The 25,921-nt window shown below is 63.0% G+C and carries 31 protein-coding genes; all 31 read right to left on the bottom strand.

What is annotated here, in order from left to right; genetic code table 11:
- Nucleotides 1-4 precede the first annotated feature (4 nt).
- Nucleotides 5-448, bottom strand: a complete 444-nt coding sequence (rplO, locus tag ACZLIB_RS04165; protein ID WP_004154498.1) for a 50S ribosomal protein L15 — start codon at nucleotides 446-448, stop codon at nucleotides 5-7.
- Nucleotides 449-454: 6 nt separating this feature from the next.
- Nucleotides 455-646 carry a 50S ribosomal protein L30 gene (rpmD, locus tag ACZLIB_RS04160; protein WP_005408214.1) on the bottom strand — a complete coding sequence of 64 codons (192 nt, stop codon included), beginning with the start codon at nucleotides 644-646 and terminating at the stop codon, nucleotides 455-457.
- Complete coding sequence (gene rpsE, locus ACZLIB_RS04155) at nucleotides 639-1,181, bottom strand: 30S ribosomal protein S5 (RefSeq protein WP_005408213.1); 543 nt, start codon at nucleotides 1,179-1,181, stop codon at nucleotides 639-641. Before rpsE ends, rpmD begins: the two co-directional genes overlap by 8 nt.
- A gap of 161 nt (nucleotides 1,182-1,342) precedes the next feature.
- Nucleotides 1,343-1,702, bottom strand: a complete 360-nt coding sequence (gene rplR / locus ACZLIB_RS04150) for a 50S ribosomal protein L18 (protein WP_024957318.1) — start codon at nucleotides 1,700-1,702, stop codon at nucleotides 1,343-1,345.
- 80 nt (nucleotides 1,703-1,782) lie between these two features.
- Nucleotides 1,783-2,307, bottom strand: a complete 525-nt coding sequence (rplF, locus tag ACZLIB_RS04145) for a 50S ribosomal protein L6 (protein WP_049401434.1) — start codon at nucleotides 2,305-2,307, stop codon at nucleotides 1,783-1,785.
- Nucleotides 2,308-2,325: 18 nt separating this feature from the next.
- Nucleotides 2,326-2,724 (bottom strand): 30S ribosomal protein S8, encoded by a 399-nt coding sequence (rpsH, locus tag ACZLIB_RS04140; protein WP_005408210.1) that lies wholly within the window; start codon nucleotides 2,722-2,724, stop codon nucleotides 2,326-2,328.
- A gap of 258 nt (nucleotides 2,725-2,982) precedes the next feature.
- Nucleotides 2,983-3,288, bottom strand: a complete 306-nt coding sequence (gene rpsN, locus ACZLIB_RS04135) for a 30S ribosomal protein S14 (RefSeq protein ID WP_005408209.1) — start codon at nucleotides 3,286-3,288, stop codon at nucleotides 2,983-2,985.
- Nucleotides 3,289-3,306: 18 nt separating this feature from the next.
- Nucleotides 3,307-3,849: a 50S ribosomal protein L5 gene (gene rplE / locus ACZLIB_RS04130; protein WP_004154491.1), complete on the bottom strand. Its 543-nt coding sequence runs from the start codon at nucleotides 3,847-3,849 to the stop codon at nucleotides 3,307-3,309.
- A gap of 11 nt (nucleotides 3,850-3,860) precedes the next feature.
- Complete coding sequence (gene rplX / locus ACZLIB_RS04125) at nucleotides 3,861-4,178, bottom strand: 50S ribosomal protein L24 (RefSeq protein ID WP_004154490.1); 318 nt, start codon at nucleotides 4,176-4,178, stop codon at nucleotides 3,861-3,863.
- Between the two features lie 16 nt (nucleotides 4,179-4,194).
- Complete coding sequence (rplN, locus tag ACZLIB_RS04120; protein WP_004145357.1) at nucleotides 4,195-4,563, bottom strand: 50S ribosomal protein L14; 369 nt, start codon at nucleotides 4,561-4,563, stop codon at nucleotides 4,195-4,197.
- Nucleotides 4,564-4,574: 11 nt separating this feature from the next.
- Nucleotides 4,575-4,844 (bottom strand): 30S ribosomal protein S17, encoded by a 270-nt coding sequence (rpsQ, locus tag ACZLIB_RS04115; RefSeq protein ID WP_004154489.1) that lies wholly within the window; start codon nucleotides 4,842-4,844, stop codon nucleotides 4,575-4,577.
- Between the two features lie 11 nt (nucleotides 4,845-4,855).
- Nucleotides 4,856-5,041 (bottom strand): 50S ribosomal protein L29, encoded by a 186-nt coding sequence (rpmC, locus tag ACZLIB_RS04110; protein WP_004154487.1) that lies wholly within the window; start codon nucleotides 5,039-5,041, stop codon nucleotides 4,856-4,858.
- Nucleotides 5,041-5,454 (bottom strand): 50S ribosomal protein L16, encoded by a 414-nt coding sequence (gene rplP, locus ACZLIB_RS04105; RefSeq protein ID WP_004154486.1) that lies wholly within the window; start codon nucleotides 5,452-5,454, stop codon nucleotides 5,041-5,043. Before rplP ends, rpmC begins: the two co-directional genes overlap by 1 nt.
- A gap of 5 nt (nucleotides 5,455-5,459) precedes the next feature.
- On the bottom strand, nucleotides 5,460-6,194 hold the full coding sequence (gene rpsC / locus ACZLIB_RS04100; RefSeq protein ID WP_004145350.1) for a 30S ribosomal protein S3: 735 nt from the start codon (nucleotides 6,192-6,194) through the stop codon (nucleotides 5,460-5,462).
- An 18-nt stretch (nucleotides 6,195-6,212) separates the two neighbouring features.
- Entirely contained in the window at nucleotides 6,213-6,548 is a 336-nt protein-coding gene (gene rplV / locus ACZLIB_RS04095; RefSeq protein WP_004145348.1) for a 50S ribosomal protein L22, read from the bottom strand.
- Nucleotides 6,549-6,560: 12 nt separating this feature from the next.
- Nucleotides 6,561-6,830 (bottom strand): 30S ribosomal protein S19, encoded by a 270-nt coding sequence (gene rpsS, locus ACZLIB_RS04090; RefSeq protein ID WP_004154485.1) that lies wholly within the window; start codon nucleotides 6,828-6,830, stop codon nucleotides 6,561-6,563.
- Between the two features lie 6 nt (nucleotides 6,831-6,836).
- Nucleotides 6,837-7,664 (bottom strand): 50S ribosomal protein L2, encoded by an 828-nt coding sequence (gene rplB / locus ACZLIB_RS04085; RefSeq protein ID WP_004145339.1) that lies wholly within the window; start codon nucleotides 7,662-7,664, stop codon nucleotides 6,837-6,839.
- A 10-nt stretch (nucleotides 7,665-7,674) separates the two neighbouring features.
- Nucleotides 7,675-7,974: a 50S ribosomal protein L23 gene (gene rplW / locus ACZLIB_RS04080; protein WP_004145338.1), complete on the bottom strand. Its 300-nt coding sequence runs from the start codon at nucleotides 7,972-7,974 to the stop codon at nucleotides 7,675-7,677.
- The gene (gene rplD / locus ACZLIB_RS04075) at nucleotides 7,971-8,576 is read right to left on the bottom strand and encodes a 50S ribosomal protein L4 (protein WP_004145337.1); all 606 of its coding nucleotides are present in this window, start codon (nucleotides 8,574-8,576) and stop codon (nucleotides 7,971-7,973) included. Before rplD ends, rplW begins: the two co-directional genes overlap by 4 nt.
- 12 nt (nucleotides 8,577-8,588) lie before the next feature.
- A complete protein-coding gene (rplC, locus tag ACZLIB_RS04070; protein WP_004145336.1) occupies nucleotides 8,589-9,239 on the bottom strand; it encodes a 50S ribosomal protein L3 in 651 nt (216 codons plus the stop codon).
- Between the two features lie 11 nt (nucleotides 9,240-9,250).
- Entirely contained in the window at nucleotides 9,251-9,562 is a 312-nt protein-coding gene (gene rpsJ, locus ACZLIB_RS04065; RefSeq protein ID WP_005408208.1) for a 30S ribosomal protein S10, read from the bottom strand.
- A gap of 332 nt (nucleotides 9,563-9,894) precedes the next feature.
- Nucleotides 9,895-11,085: an elongation factor Tu gene (tuf, locus tag ACZLIB_RS04060; RefSeq protein WP_004154360.1), complete on the bottom strand. Its 1,191-nt coding sequence runs from the start codon at nucleotides 11,083-11,085 to the stop codon at nucleotides 9,895-9,897.
- Nucleotides 11,086-11,137: 52 nt separating this feature from the next.
- Nucleotides 11,138-13,279, bottom strand: a complete 2,142-nt coding sequence (gene fusA, locus ACZLIB_RS04055) for an elongation factor G (RefSeq protein ID WP_261727967.1) — start codon at nucleotides 13,277-13,279, stop codon at nucleotides 11,138-11,140.
- Nucleotides 13,280-13,420: 141 nt separating this feature from the next.
- On the bottom strand, nucleotides 13,421-13,894 hold the full coding sequence (gene rpsG, locus ACZLIB_RS04050) for a 30S ribosomal protein S7 (RefSeq protein WP_004145321.1): 474 nt from the start codon (nucleotides 13,892-13,894) through the stop codon (nucleotides 13,421-13,423).
- A gap of 12 nt (nucleotides 13,895-13,906) precedes the next feature.
- On the bottom strand, nucleotides 13,907-14,281 hold the full coding sequence (rpsL, locus tag ACZLIB_RS04045) for a 30S ribosomal protein S12 (RefSeq protein WP_004145320.1): 375 nt from the start codon (nucleotides 14,279-14,281) through the stop codon (nucleotides 13,907-13,909).
- Between the two features lie 283 nt (nucleotides 14,282-14,564).
- Nucleotides 14,565-18,788 carry a DNA-directed RNA polymerase subunit beta' gene (gene rpoC, locus ACZLIB_RS04040; protein WP_094002411.1) on the bottom strand — a complete coding sequence of 1,408 codons (4,224 nt, stop codon included), beginning with the start codon at nucleotides 18,786-18,788 and terminating at the stop codon, nucleotides 14,565-14,567.
- An 89-nt stretch (nucleotides 18,789-18,877) separates the two neighbouring features.
- Nucleotides 18,878-23,032, bottom strand: coding sequence for a DNA-directed RNA polymerase subunit beta (gene rpoB, locus ACZLIB_RS04035; RefSeq protein ID WP_049401089.1), 4,155 nt, complete (start codon nucleotides 23,030-23,032; stop codon nucleotides 18,878-18,880).
- A 328-nt stretch (nucleotides 23,033-23,360) separates the two neighbouring features.
- Nucleotides 23,361-23,729 (bottom strand): 50S ribosomal protein L7/L12, encoded by a 369-nt coding sequence (rplL, locus tag ACZLIB_RS04030; RefSeq protein ID WP_010480374.1) that lies wholly within the window; start codon nucleotides 23,727-23,729, stop codon nucleotides 23,361-23,363.
- 63 nt (nucleotides 23,730-23,792) lie between these two features.
- A complete protein-coding gene (rplJ, locus tag ACZLIB_RS04025; RefSeq protein WP_010480377.1) occupies nucleotides 23,793-24,329 on the bottom strand; it encodes a 50S ribosomal protein L10 in 537 nt (178 codons plus the stop codon).
- 386 nt (nucleotides 24,330-24,715) lie between these two features.
- On the bottom strand, nucleotides 24,716-25,414 hold the full coding sequence (gene rplA, locus ACZLIB_RS04020) for a 50S ribosomal protein L1 (RefSeq protein WP_248859368.1): 699 nt from the start codon (nucleotides 25,412-25,414) through the stop codon (nucleotides 24,716-24,718).
- 4 nt (nucleotides 25,415-25,418) lie between these two features.
- Complete coding sequence (gene rplK, locus ACZLIB_RS04015; RefSeq protein WP_004145248.1) at nucleotides 25,419-25,847, bottom strand: 50S ribosomal protein L11; 429 nt, start codon at nucleotides 25,845-25,847, stop codon at nucleotides 25,419-25,421.
- Between the last annotated feature and the right edge of the window lie 74 nt (nucleotides 25,848-25,921).

The following is a 25,921-nucleotide window of genomic DNA, read 5'->3' as shown; positions in this document are numbered from 1 at the left end:
TTTCTTACTCCGTTACGCTGCCGCCGGCAGCTTCGATCGCAGCCTTGGCACCCGCCGTGGCAGCGATACCCTTCAGGGTGAACGCCTTGGTCACTTCGCCCTTGACGACGACCTTGGCCTTCTTTGCAGTGCTCGGGACCAGCTTGGCAGCACGCAGGGCGGCGAAGTCGATCTCACCGGCCGGCAGCTTGTCCAGCGCGTACAGCAGCACTTCAGCGGTGTCCTTGGCGATCGGCGAACGGAAGCCGATCTTCGGCAGACGACGCTGCATGGGGGTCTGGCCGCCTTCGAAGCCAGCCTTGATCTTGCCGCCACCCTTGCGGGCGAACGAACCCTTGTGGCCGCGGCCGGCAGTCTTGCCCAGGCCCGAGCCGATACCGCGACCGACGCGGGTACGCTCGGTGCGGGCGCCCGGTGCCGGGCTCAGTTCATTGAGACGCAGAGTCATGGTCGATTACTCCTCAACCTGGACGAGGTACTGAACCTTGTTGATCAGGCCGCGCACCTGCGGGCTGTCCTTCAGTTCACGCACATCGTTGAGCTTGTTCAGGCCCAGGGCACGCACCGACAGGCGGTGACGCGACTGGGTGCCACGCAGGCCACGCACCAGGCGGACCTTGACAGTCTTGTTGGACTCATTAGCCATGGTTGAGTTCCTCCACCTTCTTGCCGCGCTTGGCCGCGATGCGGGCCGGCGACTGCGCAGCAGACAGGCCCTTCACGGTGGCACGCACCAGGTTGATCGGGTTGCGCGAACCGGTGGCCTTGGCCAGCACGTTCTTCACGCCAACCGCTTCCAGCACGGCGCGCATGGCACCGCCGGCGATGACGCCGGTACCTTCCGAAGCCGGCTGCATGAACACGCGGGCTGCGCCGTGACCATCCTTGATGGTGTGCCACAGGGTGCCGTTGTTCAGGTCAACGCTGACCAGGTTCTTGCGGGCCTGTTCCATCGACTTCTGGATGGCGACCGGCACTTCGCGGGCCTTGCCATAACCGAAACCGACCTTGCCTTCGCCGTCGCCGACAACGGTCAGGGCGGTGAAGGTGAACTGGCGGCCACCCTTGACGGTCTTGCTGACGCGGTTGACCGCGACCAGCTTTTCGATCATGCCGTCGTCGATCTTCTCTTCGCGGTTACGGTCGCGATCGCGACCCCGCTGCTGACGCTCTTCTGCCATGTTGATTCCTTGGTTGTTTGGGTATGTACGGCTCGAAGCCGCTTATGGTTGTGGCGTGACGCGGCGTTCCGGTGGGCCGCTGCAGAAGAGCGGCGCCGTCCAGCCTCACTCAGGCTGGCGAGCAGGCAGGCAGGAGGCCAATGACCCCCTGCCCTTGTCCCTTAGAACTGCAGGCCGGCTTCGCGGGCGGCTTCTGCCAGGGCCTTGATGCGGCCGTGGTAGCGGTAGCCCGAACGATCGAAGGCAACCTTCTCGACGCCGGCGGCCTTGGCGCGCTCAGCGACGATACGGCCGACCTTGGCGGCGGCGTCGGCGTTCTTGCCGTTCTTCAGACCTTCCATGACGTCGGTCTGGGTGGTGTTGGCAGCAGCCAGCACCTTGGAACCGTCGGCGGTGAAGACCTGGGCGTACAGGTGCTGGCCGGTGCGCAGCACCGACAGGCGGGCGACGCCGAGCTCACGGATGTGGGCGCGGGTCGACTTGGCGCGACGCAGGCGGGCGATGTTCTTGTTCATTTTGATTATTCCTTGAAAGCTGAAGGAAGAGCTTTTCCCTGAGAAGTCCGCACAGGGATGTGCGGGCTCTTGCGAGGGACTCGCGCTTATGCCTTCTTGGCTTCCTTACGGATGATGACTTCGTCGGAGTACTTCACGCCCTTGCCCTTGTACGGCTCCGGCTTGCGGAACGCACGGATCTTGGCGGCAACTTCACCGACGACCTGCTTGTCAGCGCCCTGGACCAGGATCTCGGTCTGGGTCGGGGTCGACAGGGTGATGCCTTCCGGCGCCACGAACACGACCGGATGCGAGAAGCCCAGCGACAGGCTCAGGTCCTTGCCCTGCATGGCAGCGCGGTAACCCACGCCGACCAGCTCCAGCTTGCGCTCGAAGCCTTCGGACACGCCCTTGACCATGTTGGACAGGATCGCACGCACGGTACCGGTCAGTGCGACCAGCTCGGCGTTCTCGGTGCTCAGGGTGGCAACGCCGTTGTCGACGTTGATGGCAATACCGGCCGGCTTGGCCAGCGACAGGGTGCCCTTCGGGCCCTTGGCGGTGACGCTGTCCGACTGGACGTTCAGTTCAACCTTACCCAGGTCGATCGGCTTCTTGGCTACGCGGGACATAGTTCTACTCCTTTCGCCTTAGGCCACGAAGCACAGGACTTCGCCGCCGACGCCCAGCTGGCGCGCCTGCGCATCAGTCATGATGCCCTTGGAGGTGGAAATGATGGAGATACCCAGGCCGTTCATGACCTTCGGCAGCTCGCTCTTGCCGCGGTACTGGCGCAGGCCCGAACGCGAGAAGCGCTTCAGGGTCGCGATGACCGGCTTGCCTTCGAAATACTTCAGCACGATTTCCAGCTCGGACTTGTTGTTTTCCAGCTGGGTCACGCGCAGGTCGGTGATGTAACCCTCGTCCTTCAGGACCTGGGCAATCGCAACCTTGATCTTGGACGACGGGGCTTTCACCGTCTGCTTGCCAACCGCGGCCGCATTCTTGATGCGGACCAGCAGGTCGGCGATGGGATCAGTCATGCTCATATGAGTACCTTTGAGTGCACCGATATCCGCTTTCGCGAAAATCTGTTGTCTCCTGGAAACGGGCCAGGTCCCTTGATGCAGCGGGCCAAGGGCCCACTCCTACAACCCCGTTTGCACAGGGCAAGACGCGGGAGTATACGCCAAAAGAGCCCGGCTTGCGCCGGGCTCTTCGGTTTTTTTGCGTCGGGAAAGCTGAATGCCTCCCCTGCCCGGTTCAGGAACCCCCGAAGGGGCGCCTGATCGCAGGGCCGGCTGGGATTACCAGCTGGCCTTGCGCAGACCCGGGACGTCGCCGCGCATGGTGGCTTCACGCAGCTTGTTACGGCCCAGACCGAACTTGCTGTAGACGCCACGCGGACGACCCGACAGCTCGCAACGGTTGCGCTGGCGGCTCGGCGACGAATCGCGCGGCAGCTTGGCCAGCTTGGTTGCGGCGTCGATCTTCTCTTCGTAGGTCGCGTCCACGGAGGACACGATCTTCTTCAGAGCTGCACGCTTTTCAGCGTACTTCTTTGCCAGCTTTTCCCGCTTGATGTCGCGGTTGACCATGGAGGTCTTTGCCATTTCGGTTTCCTCGACAGATCAGTTACGGAACGGGAACTTGAACGCTGCCAGCAGCGCCTTCGCTTCCGCGTCGGTCTTCGCAGTGGTGGTGATGGCGATATCCATACCGCGGATCGCGTCGACGGCGTCGAAGTCGATTTCCGGGAAGATGATCTGCTCCTTCACACCCATGTTGAAGTTGCCGCGGCCGTCGAAGGAACGACCGGAAACACCACGGAAGTCGCGCACGCGCGGCAGCGAGATGTTGATCAGGCGATCCAGGAACTCGTACATCTTGTGGCGACGCAGCGTGGTCTTGCAGCCGATCGGCCAACCATCGCGGATCTTGAACGACGCAACCGACACACGCGACTTGGTGACAACCGGCTTCTGGCCGGAAATCTTGGTCATGTCGCCGACGGCGTTTTCCAGGATCTTCTTGTTGGTGGCCGCTTCGCCGACACCCATGTTCAGGGTGACCTTGACCAGCTTCGGCACTTCCATCGGATTGGTGTAGCCGAACTGCTTCATCAGCGCCGGCACCACTTCGTCCTTGTAGAACTTTTCGAGACGGGAACTCATCTTCTCATTCCTCAGGCGTCGAGCGCCTCACCGCTGGAGCGGAACACACGCAGTTTGCGTCCATCCTCCAGCACCTTGAAGCCAACGCGTTCGCCCTTGCCCGAAGCCGGGTTCAGAACATTCACGTTGGAGATATGGATCGAAGCTTCGCGCTCGACCACGCCGCCGGCAACACCTGCCTGCGGGTTCGGCTTGGTGTGGCGCTTGACGATGTTCACGTTGGCGACGACCACACGGTCGCCGTCGACGCGGACGACTTCGCCCTGCTTGCCCTTGTCCTTGCCAGCGTTGACGACAACCTGGTCGCCCTTCTTGATACGGTTAGCCATGATTATCTCCTGTCGCTCACAGCACTTCGGGAGCGAGCGAGACGATCTTCATGAACTTCTCCGAACGAAGTTCACGGGTTACCGGCCCGAAGATACGGGTACCGATCGGCTCCTGCTTGCTGTTCAGCAGAACGGCAGCGTTGCCGTCGAAGCGGATCAGCGAGCCGTCGGCGCGACGCACACCCTTGCGGGTACGCACCACGACGGCGTCATACACTTCACCCTTCTTGACCTTGCCGCGCGGAATCGCATCCTTCACGGTGACCTTGATGATGTCGCCGATGCCGGCGTAACGGCGCTTGGAACCACCCAGCACCTTGAAGCACATCACCTGCTTGGCACCCGAATTGTCCGCGACGTCAAGGTAGCTCTGCATCTGGATCATGATTCAGCTCCTTATTCAGCCGCGCGCGTGATGACTTCCACCACGCGCCAGTTCTTGGTCTTGGACATCGGAGCAATCTCGGTCACGCGGACGACATCGCCTTCCTTGCAGGCGTTGTCGGCATCGTGGGCGTGCAGCTTCGTCGAGCGCTTGATGTACTTGCCGTACAGCGCGTGCTTGACCTGACGCTCAACCAGGACGGTAACCGTCTTGTCCATCTTGTTGCTGACGACACGGCCTTCGACCGTGCGCAGCGTCTTCTTTTCAGTATTGTCGCTCATAGCGGCCATCCTTACTTCGTGCTGCCGAGCAGGGTCTTGACGCGAGCAATCTCGCGACGGACCCGGCGAATGTCGTGGGTCTTCGGCAGCTGGCCGGTGACCTGCTGCATACGGACAGAGAACTGTTCCTTACGCAGGTCGATCAGGTGGGCCTTGAGTTCGTCAGCCGACTTTTCACGGAGAGTTTTGATATCCATCAGCGCACCGTACGGGTCACGAAAGTGGTGGTGACCGAGAGCTTGGCGGCGGCCAGGCGGAACGCCTCGCGAGCCACTTCCTCGGAAACACCCTCGATTTCATAGATCATGCGGCCGGGCTGGATCTGGGCCACCCAGTATTCCACGTTGCCCTTACCAGAACCCATTCGGACTTCGATGGGCTTCTTGGTGATGGGCTTGTCCGGGAACACGCGGATCCACATCTTGCCGCCGCGCTTGACGTAGCGGCTGATCGAGCGGCGGGCCGCTTCGATCTGACGCGCGGTCAGCTGACCGTGTGCGGTTGCCTTCAGGCCGTATTCGCCGAAGCTGACAGCGTTGGCGCTCCAGCTCAGGCCATCGTTACGGCCCTTGTGTACCTTGCGGTACTTGGTTCGCTTGGGTTGCAACATTGTCGTTACCTCGCTTCACGGGCCGGGCGCTGACGGTCACCACGGTCGCCGCGATCGTGACGATCGTTGCGCGACGGGGTGTCGTCCTGCTTTTCCTGGCCAACCTGGGAGAAATCGAAGACCTCGCCCTTGTAGATCCAGACCTTGATGCCGATGATGCCGTAAGTCGTCTTGGCTTCAGCGAAGCCATAGTCGATGTCGGCACGCAGGGTGTGCAGCGGCACGCGGCCTTCGCGGTACCACTCCGAACGGGCGATTTCTGCACCGTTGAGGCGGCCACCGACGTTGACCTTGATGCCCAGGGCACCCAGACGCATCGCGTTGCCGACCGAGCGCTTCATTGCACGGCGGAACATGATGCGACGCTCCAGCTGCTGGGCGATCGACTCGGCAACGAGCTGCGCGTCCAGTTCCGGCTTGCGCACTTCGGTGACGTTGATGTGCGCCGGGACGCCCATCATCTCGCTCACTTCCTTGCGCAGCTTCTCGATGTCCTCACCGCGCTTGCCGATCACCACGCCCGGACGGGCGGTGTGGATCGTCACGCGAGCGGTCTTGGCCGGACGCTCGATCAGGATCTTGCTGATGCCGGCCTGAGCCAGCTTCTTGCGCAGCATTTCGCGCACTTTCAGGTCGGCTGCCAGGTAACCAGCGAACTCGGCCTTGTTGGCGTACCACTTGGAGTTCCAGTCCTTGGAAATGCCGAGGCGGATACCAATCGGATGAACTTTATGACCCATGGTCTTTTCCTTATCCGCTTACTTGGCGGCGCCCACAACCACAGTGATGTGGCTGGTGCGCTTGAGGATGCGGGTACCGCGGCCTTTCGCCCGCGCCATGAAACGCTTCAGGGTCGGACCTTCATCAACCATGATGGTCTGAACCTTCAGCTCGTCGACGTCGGCGCCCTGGTTGTTCTCGGCGTTGGCAATTGCCGACTCCACCACCTTCTTGATCAGGTGGGCAGCCTTCTTGTCCGAGAACTTCAGCAGGTTGACCGCACGCTCGGCCGGCAGACCGCGCACCTGGTCAGCGACCAGACGAGCCTTCTGCGGGGAGATGCGCGCAGTGCGCAGGATGGCTTTCGCTTCCATTGTCATCTCTCCTTACTTGCCCGACTTCTTGTCACCACCGTGACCCTTGAAGGTCCGGGTGATGGCAAATTCGCCGAGCTTGTGGCCGACCATGTTCTCGTTGACGAGAACCGGGATGTGGTTCTTGCCGTTATGCACGGCAATGGTGACGCCTACCATGTCAGGCAGGATCATCGAACGGCGCGACCAGGTCTTGATCGGCTTCTTGCTGCCCGCAGCGGCCTCCACCTTCTTGACGAGGTGGTGATCGACGAACGGGCCCTTCTTGAGTGAACGTGCCATGGTCGATTAGCCCCTACGATCGCGGACGATGAACTGCTGAGTGCGCTTGTTATGGCGCGTCTTGTAACCCTTGGTCGGGACACCCCACGGGGTGACCGGATGCGGATTACCCTGGCCGGCCTTCGCCTCACCACCACCGTGCGGGTGGTCAACCGGGTTCATGGCAGCACCACGAACGGTCGGGCGGACGCCGCGCCAACGCTTGGCACCGGCCTTGCCCAGCTTTTCCAGGCTGTGCTCGTCGTTGCCGACTTCGCCGATGGTGGCGCAGCACTCGACCGGAACCTTACGCATTTCACCCGAGCGCAGGCGCAGGGTGGCGTAGATGCCTTCGCGAGCCACCAGCTGCACGGCCGCACCAGCGGCGCGAGCGATCTGAGCGCCCTTGCCCGGCTTCAGTTCGATGCAGTGGATGGTGGTGCCGACCGGGATGTTGCGCAGCGGCAGGGTGTTGCCAGCCTTGATCGGGGCATCCGAACCAGCGATCACCTGATCACCAGCCTTCAGGCCCTTCGGGGCGATGATGTAGCGACGCTCACCGTCGACGTAGCACAGCAGAGCGATGTGCGCGGTGCGGTTCGGATCGTATTCGATGCGTTCCACGCGCGCCGGGATGCCCAGCTTGTTGCGCTTGAAGTCGATGATGCGGTAGTGCTGCTTGGCACCACCACCGACGTGACGCACGGTGATGCGACCATGGTGGTTACGACCACCCGAGCGGCTCTGCGACTCGACCAGCGCAGCGTGCGGAGCACCCTTGTGCAGGTCGGGAGTGACCACGCGCACGGCCGAACGGCGGCCGGGGGAAGTGGGCTTGAATTTCATCAATGGCATGGGATGTACCTCAGGCCTTGGCCGTTACATCGATCGACTGGCCATCGGCCAGGCGAACGTACGCCTTGCGCCAATCGCCGCGGCGGCCAGCACGGTTACGGAAGGACTTGTTCTTGCCCTTGACGTTGACCACGTTGACGGCTTCGACCTTGACGTCGAACAGCTGCTCAACCGCGGCCTTTACATCGGCCTTGGTGGCTTCGTTCGAAACTTCGAAGACATACTGGTTGGAGAGTTCCTGCAGGCGCGCGGTCTTTTCGGAGACACGCGGGGCACGCAGCACGCTGAAGATTTTTTCGTTGCTGTTCATGCCAGCCACTCCTCGACCTTCTTGACCGCGTCAGCGGTGATGACGACCGTGTCGGCACCCACCAGCGAGACCGGATCCAGACCCTGGACGTCACGCACCTGCACGTACGGCAGATTGCGGGCGGACAGGTACAGGTGCTCGGACGCTTCTTCGGTGACGATCAGCGGGCGCTTGCCCACTTCCAGGCCGGCCAGCTTGGCGATCAGACCCTTCGTGTTGGTCACTTCGACGTCGAAGGACTCCACGATGGTCAGACGGCCCTGACGGTTCAGCTCGGACAGGATCGCGCACATGGCGGCACGGTACTGCTTACGATTGACCTTCTGCTCGAAGCTGCGCGGCTTGGCCGCGAAGGTGACACCGCCGCCGACGAAGATCGGAGCCGTCAGTGCGCCATGACGCGCGCCGCCGCCCTTCTGCTTCTTCGACTTCTTGGTGGTACCAGCCACTTCGGAGCGAGTCTTCTGTGCCTTGGTGCCGGCGCGACCGGCGTTGCGGTAGGCAACGACGACCTGGTGGACCAGATCTTCGCTGAAATCGCGACCGAACACGGCGTCGGAGACCGAGACCTTGTTGTTGCTACCCGTGATAACGAGTTCCATCGTCATCTCTCCTTATGCCTTGCTCGCCGGACGGACGATCACGTCGCCACCCGCCGCGCCCGGAACGGCGCCGCGAACGGCGATCAGACCGCGCTCGACGTCGACCTTGACCACTTCCAGGTTCTGGGTGCTCTGCTGCACCGCGCCCATGTGGCCCGACATCTTCTTGCCCGGGAAAACGCGACCCGGGGTCTGGCGCTGACCCAGCGAACCCGGCGCGCGATGCGACAGCGAGTTACCGTGGGTTGCATCGCCCATACGGAAGTTGTGGCGCTTGATGGTGCCCTGGAAGCCCTTACCCTTGGTGACACCCTGGACGTCGACGATCTGGCCGACTTCGAAGATGTCCGCCTTGACTTCGCCGCCAACGGCGAAATCGCCGAGCTGCGCGTCTTCAACGCGGAATTCCCACAGGCCACGACCCGCTTCCACCTTCGCCTTGGCGAAGTGGCCGGCTTCCGGCTTGTTGACCAGGGCAGCGCGACGCGCGCCGACGGTCACCTGCACGGCGCTGTAGCCGTCGGTTTCGACGGTCTTGATCTGCGCGATGCGGTTCGGGGTTGCTTCGATCAGGGTCACCGGGATGGAGCGGCCATCTTCAGTGAACACGCGGCTCATGCCGGCCTTGCGGCCCACGAAGCCCAACGAATACTTCTTCGTCATGGTCGTAGTCCTCAGGTCAGCTTGATCTGAACGTCGACGCCGGCAGCCAGTTCGAGCTTCATCAGCGCGTCCACGGTCTTGTCATTCGGGTCAACGATATCGAGCACGCGCTTGTGCGTGCGGGTCTCGTACTGGTCACGCGCGTCCTTGTCGACGTGCGGGGAAACGAGAACGGTATAACGCTCGATCTTGGTCGGCAGCGGGATCGGGCCACGCACTTGCGCGCCGGTCCGCTTTGCCGTTTCAACGATCTCGCTGGCCGAACGGTCGATCAGACGATGATCGAACGCTTTCAGCCGGATCCGGATCTTTTGGTCCGCCATGGCGGTAGGTTCCTTCGTTAAAAGAGCGACAGACAAAGCCTCTGGGTTGCTTTGCCCCATGAAATTCCTGAATACGGACGACCCACACTCCTGCAGGCCGCCAAGGTCACTCCATAGACCTCAAAAACGTAGGCAGACCAGTTACCCGGCCTGCCCAGACGTAGAAGCATAATGGCACGCAAGGCAGCTGTCAACAGTCGCCTGTTGACGCCGCCTGAATGGCATTGACCCTTCCTGGTCCGGGGAACACAAGGCACATCCTGTGCCTGCTTTCCCATTTGATACGCCCCGATGCCCTACCCAGGCAACATCGGGGCGCAGATACTACCAGATTACTCGATGATCTTCGAGACCACGCCGGCGCCGACGGTGCGGCCGCCTTCGCGGATGGCGAAGCGCAGGCCTTCGTCCATTGCCACCGGGTTGATCAGGGTGACGACCATCTTGACGTTGTCACCCGGCATCACCATTTCGACGCCTTCCGGCAGAGCAGCTGCGCCGGTGATGTCGGTGGTGCGGAAGTAGAACTGCGGACGGTAGCCGTTGAAGAACGGGGTGTGACGGCCACCCTCGTCCTTCGACAGGACGTAGACTTCGCCTTCGAACTTGGTGTGCGGCTTGATCGAACCCGGCTTGGCCAGGACCTGGCCACGCTCGACGTCGTCACGCTTGGTGCCGCGCAGCAGCAGGCCAGCGTTGTCGCCTGCCTGACCCTGGTCCAGCAGCTTGCGGAACATTTCAACGCCGGTCACGGTGGTCTTCTGCACCGGACGGATGCCGACGATTTCGATTTCGTCGCCAACCTTGATCACGCCGCGCTCGATACGACCGGTCACCACGGTGCCGCGGCCCGAGATCGAGAACACGTCTTCCACCGGCATCAGGAACGGCTTGTCGATCGCACGCTCCGGCTCCGGGATCCAGCTGTCCAGGGCGTCGACCAGCTTCAGGATGGCCGGCACGCCGATGTCGCTCTGGTCGCCTTCCAGCGCCAGACGGGCCGAACCGGCGATGATCGGGGTGTCGTCGCCCGGGAAGTCGTACTTGCTCAGCAGCTCGCGCACTTCCATCTCGACCAGCTCGAGCAGCTCGGCGTCGTCAACCATGTCGGCCTTGTTCAGGAACACGACGATGTACGGCACGCCGACCTGACGCGACAGCAGGATGTGCTCGCGGGTCTGCGGCATCGGGCCGTCAGCGGCCGAGCACACCAGGATCGCGCCGTCCATCTGGGCGGCACCGGTGATCATGTTCTTGACGTAGTCAGCATGGCCCGGGCAATCGACGTGGGCGTAGTGACGGACCGGGGATTCGTATTCGACGTGCGCGGTCGAGATCGTGATGCCACGCGCCTTTTCTTCCGGAGCAGCGTCGATCGAGGAGTAATCCTTGAACTCGCCACCGAAGCGCTCGGCACCGATCTTGGTCAGTGCAGCGGTCAGCGTGGTCTTGCCGTGGTCGACGTGACCGATGGTGCCGACGTTGACGTGCGGCTTGGTGCGCTCGAACTTACCCTTTGCCATTGTTCTATACCTTGATTGTTCGTAAGTGGTTTCAAGAGAGGCTGAGCGAGGCTCAGCCCTTCTTCATGACGGCTTCGGCGATGTTGGTCGGCGCCGGCTCGTAGTGATCGAATTCCATGGTGAAGGTGGCGCGGCCCTGGGTCTGCGAACGCAGCGCAGTGGCGTAGCCGAACATTTCACCCAGCGGGATCATCGCGTTGATGATGCTGGCCGAACCGTCACCGGTGGTGTCGGAACCCTGCAGCACGCCGCGACGACGGCTGACGTCGCCCATCACGTCACCCTGGTAATCCTCCGGGGTCACGATCTCGACCTTCATGATCGGCTCCAGCAGCACCGGCTTGGCCTTGGCGAAGCCCTGCTTGAAGGCCATCGACGAAGCCAGCTTGAACGCCATTTCCGAGGAGTCGACGTCGTGGTACGAACCGAACACCAGCTTCACCTTGACGTCCACGACCGGGAAGCCAGCCAGCGGACCGCTGGTGATGGTTTCGCGCAGGCCCTTTTCAACCGACGGAATGAATTCCTTCGGGATCACGCCGCCGGTGATGTCGTTGATGAACAGGAAGTCGTCCTTGATGGCCGGAGCCAGCTTCGGATCGGCACGGTCGGCAGCGGTGATCGGCGACAGTTCGATCACGACGTGACCGTACTGACCCTTACCACCGGACTGCTTGGCGTGCTTGTAGTCCGACTTGACGTCGGCCAGGGTGATGGTTTCGCGGTAGGCCACCTGCGGCGCGCCGACGTTGGCTTCAACGTTGAACTCGCGCTTCAGGCGGTCGACGATGATGTCCAGGTGCAGCTCGCCCATGCCCGAGATGATGGTCTGGCCGGATTCTTCGTCGGTCTTGACGCGGAACGACGGATCTTCCTGCGCCAGACGGCCCAGGGCCAGACCCATCTTTTCCTGGTCCGACTTGGTCTTCGGCTCGACAGCCATCGAGATCACCGGCTCCGGGAACGTCATGCGCTCCAGGATGATCGGGGCGTCCACGGCGCACAGGGTGTCACCGGTGGTGGTGTCCTTCAGGCCCACGGCAGCGGCGATGTCACCGGCCAGAACTTCCTTGATTTCCTCGCGGTTGTTCGAGTGCATCTGCAGGATGCGGCCGATGCGCTCCTTCTTGCCCTTCACCGAGTTCAGCACGGTGTCGCCACCGTTCAGGGTGCCCGAGTAGACACGGAAGAAGGTCAGCGCGCCGACGAACGGGTCGGTGATGATCTTGAAGGCCAGCGACGAGAACGGAGCCTTGTCGTCCGACTTGCGGGTCATTTCGACGGTGTCGTCGTCAACGTCCACACCCTTCACGTCCGGCACGTCGACCGGCGACGGCAGCAGCTGGATCACGCCATCCAGCATGGCCTGCACGCCCTTGTTCTTGAAGGCCGAGCCGCAGTACATCGGCACGATCTCGGTGGCCAGGGTGCGGGTACGCAGGGCATTGATGATTTCAGCCTCGGCCAGCTCTTCGCCGCCCAGGTACTTTTCCATCAGCTCTTCGCTGGCTTCGGCAGCGGTCTCGACCATGAACTGGCGAGCCTCTTCAGCCGGGCCCTGCAGTTCGGCCGGGATGTCGCCGTATTCGAACTTCATGCCCTGCGAAGCTTCATCCCAGTGGATGGCCTTCATCTTCAGCAGGTCGACGACGCCCTTGAAGTTGTCTTCAGCGCCGATCGGCAGCTGCATCGGCACGGCAACCGCGCCCAGCTTGGCCTTCAGCTGGCCGACGACCTTCTGGAAGTTGGCACCGGTACGGTCCATCTTGTTGACGAACGCGATGCGCGGCACGTGGTACTTGTTGGCCTGGCGCCACACGGTTTCCGACTGCGGCTGCACGCCACCGACGGCGCACAGGACGAAGACGGCACCGTCGAGCACGCGCAGCGAGCGCTCCACTTCGATGGTGAAGTCGACGTGCCCGGGGGTGTCGATGATGTTGAAGCGGTGCTCCGGCAGGGACTTGTCCATGCCCTTCCAGAACGCGGTGGTGGCAGCGGACTGGATCGTGATGCCACGCTCCTGCTCCTGCTCCATCCAGTCCATGGTGGCGGCGCCGTCATGCACTTCACCGATCTTGTGGCTCTTGCCGGTGTAGAACAGGATGCGCTCGGACGTGGTGGTCTTGCCGGCATCGATGTGAGCCATGATGCCGAAGTTACGGTAACGCTCGATGGGAGTGGAACGGGCCACGGGAGCCTCTCAGATTTCTTGGATTTCGGATGGCCGAACGCCGCCTTTCGGCGGCCTTCGGATTGGCGCAGTCCTTCTGGGACCGCGAGGCAGCACGCACCGAAGTGGTGCTGCCCTGCCTGTTTTACAAGGCCGTCAAACTCACCAGCGGTAGTGGGCGAATGCCTTGTTGGCTTCGGCCATGCGGTGGGTTTCTTCGCGCTTCTTGATGGCGCCGCCACGGTTTTCCGAGGCGTCGATCAGTTCAGCAGCCAGCTTCTTCGGCATGGTGTTCTCGCCACGCTTGCGCGCGGAGTCGATCAGCCAGCGCATGGCCAGGGCCATCTTGCGCGACGAACGCACTTCGACCGGCACCTGGTAGGTGGCACCACCGACGCGGCGCGACTTGACTTCGACCGCCGGAGCGACGTTGTCCAGAGCCTTCTGCACCAGTTCAATGGCGTTGGCGCTGCTGTTCTTCTCGGTGATCACGTCCATGGCGCCGTACACGATCTTTTCGGCGACGGACTTCTTGCCGCTCTGCATGACCATGTTGATGAAGCGGGCGATGGTTTCGCTTCCGTGCTTCGGATCGGGCAGGACGGAACGCTGCGGAGTATTACCCTTACGCGACATAGTGCTCTCTCCTTATGCCTTCGGACGCTTGGCGCCGTACTTGGAACGGGCCTGGCGACGCTTGGCAACGCCGGCGGCGTCGAGCGAGCCACGAACGGTGTGGTAACGCACACCCGGCAGGTCCTTGACGCGACCGCCGCGGATCAGGACCACGGAGTGCTCCTGCAGGTTGTGGCCTTCACCACCGATGTAGGAAATCACTTCTTCCTGGTTGGTCAGGCGGACCTTGGCAACCTTGCGCAGAGCCGAGTTCGGCTTCTTCGGAGTGGTGGTGTAGACACGGGTGCAGACGCCACGGCGCTGCGGGCACTTGTCGAGCGCCGGCGAGGCACTCTTGTAGGTGGTCGCTTGCCGCGGCTTGCGGACCAGCTGGTTGATCGTCGCCATCAGTAGGTTCTTCTGATTGGTGGCCGGAAAATCCGACCAGAGATGCGGAAATGTTAAAGCAGGCCAAAATTCTGGCCTGCTGAGACAGACGATTGTAGCAACCTGCCAGGAAAGCAGTCAAACGCCTCCTGTCAAGCCCGTTCCTGATCCCGGAACGTTACTGGGGGGCCTCCATGTACCCCGTTCAGGTTGGCCGGGTCGATCGCGGACGATCTCCCTGCCCTTTCCCAATCCCATCGATGGACCGATGGGGTGGTCCGGCCTAGCGGCCGGACCGGATACCTCATTCTTCGCCCGAGGCCTGTTCAGCTTCGGCTTCAACCACCGGTGCCTCGACCGCAGCCGGGGTGCCGGCCAGGGTCTGCATTTCCGACTCGGTGAGACCGGAAGCACCGCGACGGCGGTTGCTGTGGTACGCCAGGCCGGTACCGGCCGGAATCAGGCGGCCCACGATGACGTTTTCCTTCAGGCCACGCAGGTTGTCCGAGGTGCCGCGGACGGCCGCTTCGGTCAGCACGCGGGTGGTTTCCTGGAACGACGCGGCCGAGATGAACGATTCGGTCGCCAGCGAGGCCTTGGTGATACCCAGCAGGACCGGATCGAAGTGCGCCGGCAGCTCGTTGCGGGTCGACAGGCGCGCATTCTCCTCGATAACGCGCTGGCGCTCCACCTGTTCGCCGTTCAGGAACTTGCTGCTGCCCTGGTCGGTGATCTCGACCTTGCGCAGCATCTGGCGGGTGATCACCTCGATGTGCTTGTCGTTGATCTTCACGCCCTGCAGGCGGTACACGTCCTGGATTTCCTTCACCAGATAGGCCGCCAGCGGCTCGACACCCAGCAGGCGCAGGATGTCCTGCGGGCTCGGCTCGCCGTCCACGATGGTTTCACCCTTGGTGACATGCTCGCCTTCGAACACGATGACCTGGCGGTACTTCGGGATCAGCTCTTCGTGCTCCGAACCATCGGTGTCCTTGATGATCAGGCGCTGCTTGCCCTTGGTGTCCTTGCCGAAGCTGATGATGCCCGAACGCTCGGCCAGCACCGCCGGATCCTTCGGCTTGCGCGCTTCGAACAGATCGGCCACGCGCGGCAGACCACCGGTGATGTCGCGGGTCTTCGACGCTTCCTGCGGAATCTTGGCGACCACGTCACCCACGCCGACGGCAGCGCCGTCCTGCAGGTTGACGATCGAGCGCGGCGGCAGCAGGTACTGCGCCGGCAGGTCGGTGCCCGGGATCGACAGGTCGTTGCCCTTGGCGTCGACGATGCGCACGATCGGGCGCAGGTCCTTGGCCTGGGTACCACGACGCTTCGGATCGGTGATTTCGCGCGACGCCAGGCCGGTCAGCTCGTCGGTCTTCTCGATGACGGTGATGCCGTCGACGAAGTCGATGAAGCGGATGAAACCGGCCACTTCCGACACGATCGGGTGGTTATGCGGATCCCAGTTGGCCACGGTCTGGCCAGCCTTGATCGCATCACCGTCCTTGGACGTGATGGTCGCACCGTACGGCAGCTTGTAGCGCTCACGCTCACGGCCGTGGGCATCGAGCACCGAGATTTCGCCCGAGCGCGACACTGCCACCAGCGAGCCATTGGCGTGCTCGACCGACTTGAGGTTGCTGAACTTGACCGAGCCGGTGGTCTTGACGGTGATGTTGTCGACCGCAGCAGCTCGCGACGCCGCACCACCGATGTGGAACGTACGCATGGTCAGCTGGGTACCCGGCTCACCGATGGACTGGGCGGCGATGACGCCGACCGCTTCACCGATGTTGACCAGGTGGCCACGGGCCAGGTCGCGGCCGTAGCAGCGCGAGCAGACGCCGAAGGCCGATTCGCAGGAGATGGTCGAGCGGACCTTGATGGTCTGCACGCCGGCATCTTCCAGCTTGGCAACCCAGGCTTCGTCCAGCAGGGTGTTGCGGGTGACGATCGGATCTTCGTCGTTGCCCGGCAGGAACACGTCCTCGGCAACCACGCGACCCAGCACGCGGTCCTTCAGCGGCTCGACCACGTCGCCGCCTTCCACGATCGGGGTCATGATCAGGCCTTCGGTGGTACCGCAATCCACCTCGGTGATCACCACGTCCTGTGCCACGTCGACCAGACGACGGGTCAGGTAACCCGAGTTCGCGGTCTTCAGCGCGGTATCGGCCAGACCCTTACGGGCACCGTGGGTGGAGTTGAAGTACTCCTGCACGTTCAGGCCTTCGCGGAAGTTCGCCTTGATGGGCGTCTCGATGATCGAGCCGTCCGGACGCGCCATCAGGCCACGCATACCGGCCAGCTGACGGATCTGCGCCTGCGAACCACGCGCACCGGAGTCGGCCATGATGTACAGCGAGTTCATCGACTTCTGGTCGATGGTCTCACCCTTGGCATTGACGACCTTTTCAGTACCGATGGTGTCCATCATCGCCTTGGCGATGCGCTCGTTGGTGCGCGACCAGATGTCGACCACCTTGTTGTAGCGCTCGCCGGCGGTGACCAGGCCCGACTGGTACTGCTCCTGGATTTCCAGCACTTCGGCTTCAGCCTCGGTGAGGATGCCCTTCTTCTCGTCCGGGATCAGCATGTCGTCGATGCCGATCGACACGCCGGCGCGGGTCGCGTAGGCGAAGCCGGTGTACATCAGCTTGTCGGCGAACACGACCGTGTCCTTCAGACCCAGCTGGCGGTAGCTGGAGTTGATCAGGCGGCTGATGTTCTTCTTGGTCAGCTCGGTGTTGGCCAGCGCGAACGGCAGGCCTTCCGGCAGGATTTCAGCCAGCAGGGCGCGACCGATCGTGGTGTCCACGATCGAGGTCTTGTTCTGCTTCACACCGTCTTCGTCGGTCACCACCTCGGTGATGCGGACCTTGACGCGCGCGTGCAGTTCCACCACGCGGTTGTCGTAGGCACGCTTCACTTCGGCGATGTTGGCGAAGGCCATGCCCTCGCCCTTCTTGTTTTCCAGCGAGCGGGTCATGTAGTACAGACCCAGCACGACGTCCTGCGACGGCACGATGATCGGCTCGCCGTTGGCCGGTGACAGGATGTTGTTGGTCGACATCATCAGCGCACGCGCTTCCAGCTGGGCTTCCAGCGAGAGCGGCACGTGGACGGCCATCTGGTCACCGTCGAAGTCGGCGTTGAACGCGGTGCAGACCAGCGGGTGCAGCTGGATGGCCTTGCCTTCGATCAGCACCGGCTCGAACGCCTGGATGCCCAGACGGTGCAGGGTCGGCGCACGGTTCAGCATCACCGGATGCTCGCGGATGACCTCTTCCAGGATGTCCCAGACTTCGGCTTCTTCGCGCTCGACCAGCTTCTTGGCGGCCTTGATGGTGGTGGCCAGGCCACGACGCTGCAGCTTGGCGAAGACGAACGGCTTGAACAGCTCAAGCGCCATCTTCTTCGGCAGGCCGCACTGGTGCAGGCGCAGGTACGGACCGACCACGATGACCGAACGGCCCGAGTAGTCGACGCGCTTGCCCAGCAGGTTCTGGCGGAAGCGGCCCTGCTTGCCCTTGATCATGTCGGCCAGCGACTTCAGCGGGCGCTTGTTGGTGCCGGTGATGGCACGGCCACGACGGCCGTTGTCCAGCAGCGCATCGACCGATTCCTGCAGCATGCGCTTTTCATTGCGCACGATGATGTCCGGCGCGCTCAGTTCGAGCAGGCGGCGCAGGCGGTTGTTACGGTTGATGACACGGCGGTACAGGTCGTTCAGGTCGGAGGTCGCGAAGCGGCCGCCATCCAGCGGGACCAGCGGACGCAGGTCCGGCGGCAGCACCGGCAGCACGGTCATGACCATCCACTCCGGACGGTTGCCCGATTCCAGGAAGGCTTCGATCAGCTTGATGCGCTTGGTGAGGCGCTTGAGCTTGGTTTCCGAACCGGTAGCAGCGATTTCCTCGCGCAGGCGGGTCATTTCCGACTGCAGGTCGATCGTGCGCAGCAGTTCGTACACGGCCTCGGCGCCCATCGCGGCGTCGAAGTCGTCACCGTGCTCCTGGCGGGCCTGCAGGTACTGTTCTTCGGTCAGCAGCTGGCGGCGCTCCAGGGCGGTCAGGCCCGGCTCGGTCACCACGTAGGCTTCGAAGTACAGCACGCGCTCGATGTCGCGCAGGGTCATGTCCAGCATCAGGCCGATGCGCGACGGCAGCGACTTCAGGAACCAGATGTGCGCGACCGGCGAAGCCAGGTCGATGTGGCCCATGCGCTCGCGACGCACCTTGGCCAGGGTCACTTCGGTGCCGCACTTTTCGCAGACCACGCCGCGGTGCTTCATGCGCTTGTACTTGCCGCACAGGCACTCGTAGTCCTTCACCGGGCCGAAGATGGCGGCGCAGAACAGGCCGTCGCGTTCCGGCTTGAAGGTACGGTAGTTGATGGTTTCCGGCTTCTTCACTTCGCCGAAGGACCACGAACGGATCAGGTCCGGCGAGGCCAGCGCGATCTTGATCGCGTCGAAGTCCAGCGTCTGGCGCTGCTGGTTGAAGAGGTTGAGCAGGTCTTTCATGGTGTTCTCCAGAAGGAGGAATGCTGTGTCGATGGGCTTTCAGTTGACTGCCAGCGGCGCGGCGGCAGAGGCCGCCGCGCCGGCATGGATCAGTTGTCTTCCAGTTCCATGTTGATGGCCAGCGAGCGGATTTCCTTCACGAGCACGTTGAAGGATTCCGGCATGCCCGCGACCATCTCGTGCTCACCGTCGACGATGTTCTTGTACATCTGGTTGCGGCCCTGCACGTCATCGGACTTCACCGTCAGCATTTCCTGCAGGGTGTAGGCCGCGCCGTAGGCTTCCAGCGCCCAGACTTCCATTTCACCGAAGCGCTGGCCGCCGAACTGCGCCTTGCCGCCCAGCGGCTGCTGGGTGACGAGCGAGTACGGACCGGTCGAACGGGCGTGCATCTTGTCGTCGACCAGGTGATTCAGCTTCAGGTAGTGCATGTAACCCACGGTGGTGTGGCGATCGAACGCTTCACCGGTGCGGCCGTCGTACAGCTGGGTCTGGCCACTGCTCGGCAGGTCGGCCAGTTCCAGCATGCGCTTGATTTCCGCTTCGGTGGCGCCGTCGAACACCGGGGTGGCCATCGGCACGCCGTCGGTGAGGTTACGGGCCAGACGCAGCAGTTCCTCGTCGCTGAACTGCGACAGGTCGACACGGTTGGCCACGTTGGTGTCGTCGTGGTTGTAGATGTCGTCCAGGAACTTGCGCAGGTCGGCAACCGCCGCCTGGGCTTCCATCATCGCCTGGATCTTGCGGCCCAGGCCCTTGGCAGCCCAGCCCAGATGCACTTCCAGGATCTGGCCGATGTTCATACGCGACGGCACGCCCAGCGGGTTCAGCACGATGTCCACGGTTTCGCCCGAGGCCATGTACGGCATGTCCTCGACCGGCACCACGTTGGAGACCACACCCTTGTTGCCGTGGCGGCCTGCCATCTTGTCGCCCGGCTGGATGCGGCGCTTCACGGCCAGGAACACCTTGACCATCTTCAGCACGCCCGGGGCGAGGTCATCACCGGCGGTGATCTTGCCGCGCTTGTCGGCGAAGCGACGCTCGAATTCCTTCTCGTGCGCCTGGATCTGCTTCTGGGCGCGCTCGATGGCTTCCGAAGCGTCCTCGTCCTTCATGCGCAGGGCGAACCAGTCAGCCTTCTTCAGGCCGTCCAGGAACGCGTCGCTGATGACGTCGCCCTTCTTCAGGCCAGCGCCACCGTTGACCACCTTGCCCACGATCTGCGAACGCAGACGCATGTAGATGGCGGCTTCCAGGATGCGGAACTGGTCGTCGAAGTCCTTCTTGACGCGCTTGATTTCAGACTCTTCGATCTGGCGAGCGCGCTTGTCCTTCTCGATGCCGTCGCGGGTGAAGACCTGCACGTCGATGACGGTGCCGTCCATGCCCGGCGGAACGCGCAGCGAGCTGTCCTTCACGTCCGAAGCCTTCTCGCCGAAGATCGCGCGCAGCAGCTTTTCTTCCGGGGTCAGCTGGCTTTCGCCCTTCGGGGTGACCTTGCCGACCATGATGTCGCCGGCGCGGACTTCCGCACCGATGTACACCACGCCGCTCTCGTCCAGGCGGTTCAGCGCCTGCTCGGAGACGTTCGGGATGTCGGCCGAGATTTCCTCCGGCCCCAGCTTGGTGTCACGCGCGACGCAGGTCAGCTCTTCGATGTGGATCGTGGTGTAGCGATCCTCTTCCACCACGCGCTCGGAGAGCAGGATGGAGTCTTCGAAGTTGTAGCCGTTCCACGGCATGAACGCGATCAGCATGTTCTGGCCCAGGGCCAGTTCGCCGATGTCGGTGGACGGACCGTCGGCCAGCACGTCGCCGCGGGCGATGACGTCACCCACCTGGACCAGCGGACGCTGGTTGATGCAGGTGTTCTGGTTCGAACGGGTGTACTTGACCAGGTTGTAGATGTCCACGCCTGCGTCGGTGGCGCCAACGATCTCTTCCTCGTTGACCTTGACCACGATGCGGGCCGCGTCGATCTGCACGATCTCGCCACCACGACGGGCGTTCACGGTCACACCGGAGTCACGCGCCACGGCGCGCTCGATGCCGGTACCGACCAGCGGCTTCTGCGCACGCAGGGTCGGCACAGCCTGACGCTGCATGTTGGCGCCCATCAGTGCGCGGTTGGCGTCATCGTGCTCCAGGAACGGAACCAGCGCGGCCGCGATCGACACGGTCTGCATCGGCGAGACGTCCATGAAGTGGACTTCCGCCGGCGGCTTCAGCAGCGACTCGCCCTGGAAGCGGCACGGAACGAACTGCTCGGTCAGCACGCTGTCGGCATTGGTCAGGGCGTTGGCCTGCGCAATGACGTATTCGTTTTCTTCGATGGCCGACAGGAACTCGACTTCGTCATAGACCTTGCCGTCCACGACCTTGCGGTACGGGGTCTCGAGGAAACCGTACTGGTTGGTGCGGGCGTACACGGCCAGCGAGTTGATCAGGCCGATGTTCGGGCCTTCCGGGGTTTCGATGGTGCAGACGCGGCCGTAATGGGTCGGGTGCACGTCGCGCACTTCGAAGCCGGCGCGCTCACGGGTCAGGCCGCCCGGGCCCAGGGCCGAGACGCGACGCTTGTGGGTCACTTCCGACAGCGGGTTGTTCTGGTCCATGAACTGCGACAGCTGCGAGGAGCCGAAGAACTCCTTGATGGCAGCGGCAACCGGCTTGGCGTTGATCAGCTCCTGCGGGGTCAGGCCTTCCGACTCGGCCATCGACAGGCGCTCCTTGACCGCGCGCTCGACGCGGACCAGGCCCACGCGGAACACGTTCTCGGCCATTTCGCCGACCGAACGCACGCGACGGTTGCCCAGGTGATCGATGTCATCGACCACGCCGCGACCGTTGCGGATCTCGGTCAGGACCTTGATCACGTCCAGGATGTCGGAGCTGTCGCCATGGGCGGCAACCAGGCGCTTGGACTCTTCGTCGTTGCGCTCACCGTAGTACTTGCGGTCGTACAGCACGGCTTCGCCGGTGGTTTCCTTGCGGCCCACGCGACGGTTGAACTTCATGCGGCCGACCGCGGACAGGTCGTAGCGCTCGAAGGTGAAGAACAGGTTGTGGAACAGGTTCTGCGCGGCATCCTTGGTCGGCGGCTCGCCCGGACGCATCATGCGGTAGATCTCGACCAGGGCTTCCAGCTGGGTCTTGGTCGGGTCGATGCGCAGGGTGTTGGACAGGTACGGGCCACGATCCAGATCGTTCACCCACAGGGTGCCCACGGCATCCACACCGGCCTTGCGGAAGGCCTGCAGCTGCTCGTCGGTGATCTCGTCATTGGCCTGGGCCAGCAGTTCGCCGGTCGAAGCATCGACCACGTCGTGCGACAGGATGCGGCCGACGATGTAGTCGTCCGGCACGGCCAGGGCGGCGATGCCCGAGGCTTCCAGCTGCTTGATGTGGCGCGCGGTGATGCGCTTGCCGGCTTCCACGATGACCTTGTCGCCGTCGGCGAGGTCGAAGCCCAGGGTTTCGCCACGCAGGCGCTCCGGCACCAGCTCCAGCTGGACGCCTTCATCCGGGTTGATGTGGAAGGTGTTGATCTCGAAGAACTCGGCCAGCATCTCTTCGTTGCTGTAGCCGAGCGCGCGCAGCAGGATCGACACCGGCAGCTTGCGGCGACGGTCGATACGGGTGAACAGCGCATCCTTCGGGTCGAACTCGAAGTCCAGCCAGGAGCCGCGGTAAGGAATGATGCGGGCGCTGTACAGCAGCTTGCCCGAGCTGTGGGTCTTGCCACGGTCGTGGTCGAAGAACACGCCCGGCGAACGGTGCAGCTGCGAGACGATGACGCGCTCGGTGCCGTTGACGATGAAGGTGCCGTTCTCGGTCATCAGCGGGATTTCGCCCAGATAGACCTCCTGCTCCTTCACGTACTTGATGGCCTTGGTCGACGACTCACGGTCGTAGATCACCAGGCGCACGGTCACGCGCAGCGGCGCGCCGTAGCTCATGCCACGCTGGCGGCACTCACGCTCGTCGAAGACCGGTTCGCCCAGCTTGTAGCCGACGTATTCCAGGGCAGCGTTGCCGCTGTAGCTGGCGATCGGGAAGACCGACTTCAGCGCAGCGTGCAGGCCGTGGTCCGTGCGCTTGGCCGGATCGACGTTTTCCTGCAGGAATTCACGATAGGAATCCACCTGGATGGCGAGCAGGAACGGCACTTCGAGAATCGAGCGCTGCTTGCCGAAATCCTTGCGGATACGCTTTTTTTCGGTGAACGAATAGGACGTCATGAGGTCTTCCACCTTGTTGTGCGGATCGTGCGCCCACGATCCGAAGGGAACTTGAAATTGTCAGTTGGAAGTCGCTGGTATTGCCGGCACCAGCACGCCTTCTCCCGCTACTTCCAACTGCCAACTCGTCTGCATCCACTCCCCCGCTGCCGCGCTCTGCGCTGGCCTGCCGGGGTCTGACCGCAGCCCGTGTTGGGCTTTTTCTGCTTTTGAAACAGTCGACCAACAGTCGACCCTACCGGTACTGCAACAACGACCAAAGGCCGGGGGCTTACGCCCCCAGCCTTGGCTGCATCGCCGTGAATCGGTGACGATGCAAGGTAACTGCTTACTTGACTTCGACAGTCGCGCCAGCAGCTTCCAGGTCCTTCTTCATCTTCTCGGCGTCGTCCTTCGAAGCGCCTTCCTTCAGGACGCCACCGGCTTCGGCCAGGTCCTTCGCTTCCTTCAGGCCCAGGCCGGTGATGGCGCGGACGGCCTTGATGACTTCGACCTTCTTGTCGCCGGCCGACTTCAGGGTGACGGTGAACTCGGTCTGCTCTTCAACAGCAGCGGCCGGGCCAGCGGCAGCAGCCACGGCAACCGGAGCAGCGGCGGAGACGCCGAACTTCTCTTCGATGGCCTTGACCAGCTCCATCACTTCCATCAGGGACTTCTCGGCGATGGCGTCGACGATCTGTTCGTTGGTAAGGGACATGATTAATACCTTTGGATGATTTTCTGGGTTGAGGTTCCGTCAGGAACCACGGTAAGTCGAAACTCAGGCGGTCTCGGCGGCCGGCTCGGCAGCGTCGGCGGCGACGTCGCCACCACCCTGCTTCTCGCCAACGGCCTTGATGGCGCGGGCAAACATCGTGACCGGCTCGGTCAGGACGCGGGCCAGCATGGCCAGGGCCTGGTCGCGGGTCGGCAGCGAGGCCAGCACTTCGACGTGGCTTGCCGGGAACACTTCGCCACCGATGGCGACGACCTTAGCCTTCAGCTTGTCGTTGCCCTTGGCGGCTTCCTTGATCAGGCGACCGGCAGCGCCGGGCTCCTCGAGCGAGAACGCGTACAGCAGCGGACCAACCATCTGGTCCTGGGCGACTGCGAACTCGGTGCCTTCAACGGCGCGCGAAGCCAGGGTGTTCTTGACAACCTTCAAGAAAACACCGGTTTCACGAGCCTGCTTGCGCATCGCGGTCATCTGGGCGACCGTGGTGCCAGCGTATTCGGCTGCGATCAAGGAGTGGGCCTTGGCGGCGACGTCTGCCAGCTCGGCGACTACTTCTTGCTTCTGGGACAGATTGAGAGCCATTGCACTCCTCCTATTGAACTCCGCTTACGGCTCCTGCCGTGTGCGGTCCTGTGCGGCATCCGTCCTGGACGCCGGGAACATCGGGATGATGTTCCGGGGGTGGGCCGTTCTAGACCTGGAGTGGGCCAACCTGGGAAACCCAGACGTGCGTGAACCAGAAAAACTCCAGAAGGGCACCATCTACGCAGGGTGATTCCGGGGAATCGATTAAGCGCTCATGACTGCTCCGGCGGCGACTCCTTGCCAGATCGAGCTTCCGTGCCCGTCGCCGGTATTGCCACGACCGCGCCTGCGGTCTTTGACGGCTACCGCGGGCGATGTACGGCCAGCGATGCCTTCAAATGTCACGGTCACGGCACCGAAGGTACCGTGACCGCTTGAAACAATTACTTCAGGGTCAGCGACGACTGGTCGACGGTGACGCCCGGGCCCATCGTCGAGCTGACCGAAACCTTCTGCAGGTAGGTGCCCTTCGAGGTGGCCGGCTTGGCCTTGATCAGGTCCAGCAGCAGCGCGGTCAGGTTCGACTTCAGCGCGTCTTCGGCGAAGTCGGCCTTGCCGATGGTGCAGTGGATGATGCCGGCCTTGTCGGTGCGGTAACGGACCTGACCCGACTTGGCGTTCTTCACGGCTTCACCCGGGTTCGGGGAAACGGTGCCGACCTTCGGGTTCGGCATCAGGCCGCGCGGGCCCAGCACGGTGCCCAGCTTACCAACGACGCGCATGGCGTCCGGGGTCGCGATGACGACGTCGTAGTTCAGATCGCCGGCCTGCATCTTCTCGGCCAGATCATCCATACCGACGGCTTCGGCGCCAGCGGCCAGGGCTTCGTCAGCCTTGGCACCGGCCGGAGCGAACACGGCGACGCGGACCGACTTGCCGGTACCGGCCGGCAGCACGGTGGAGCCACGGACCTGCTGGTCGGACTTCTTCGCATCGACGCCCAGGCGCACAGCGACGTCGATCGACTCGACGAACTTGGCCTTGGTGGCGTTCTTCAGGATGTTGATCGCGTCCTCGAAGGCGTATGCCTTGCCCGGAACGACGGCGGCCTTGATGGCCTTCTCACGCTTGGTCTGTGCCATCTTATTAACCCTCCACCACGAGGCCCATGGAACGGGCAGAGCCAGCGATGGTACGCACGGCGGCGTCCAGGTCGGCGGCAGTCAGATCCGGTTCCTTCGCCTTGGCGATCTCTTCCAGCTGCTTACGGGTGACCTTGCCGACCTTCTCGGTGTTCGGGCGCTTGGAGCCCGACGAGATGCCAGCGGCCTTCTTCAGCAGGGTGGTGGCCGGGGTGCTCTTGGTGATGAAGGTGAACGTACGGTCCGAGTAGGCCGTGATGATCACCGGAACCGGCAGACCCGGCTCGAGCTTCTGCGTGGCAGCGTTGAACGCCTTGCAGAATTCCATGATGTTCAGACCGCGCTGACCCAGCGCAGGACCGACCGGCGGCGAGGGGTTGGCCTGACCGGCCTTCACCTGCAGCTTGATGTAACCGACAACTTTCTTTGCCATGTGAGTACTCTCCGGGTGCTAGCGCCTTTCGACAACAGGCTCCCCATCGGACCGGGAATCACGCGTCCCGGCAT

Source organism: Stenotrophomonas sp. 220_Sma, from assembly GCF_056487375.1.
Note: the sequence above shows the minus strand (reverse complement) of the source record. Positions and strands in the feature narration are given on the sequence as shown.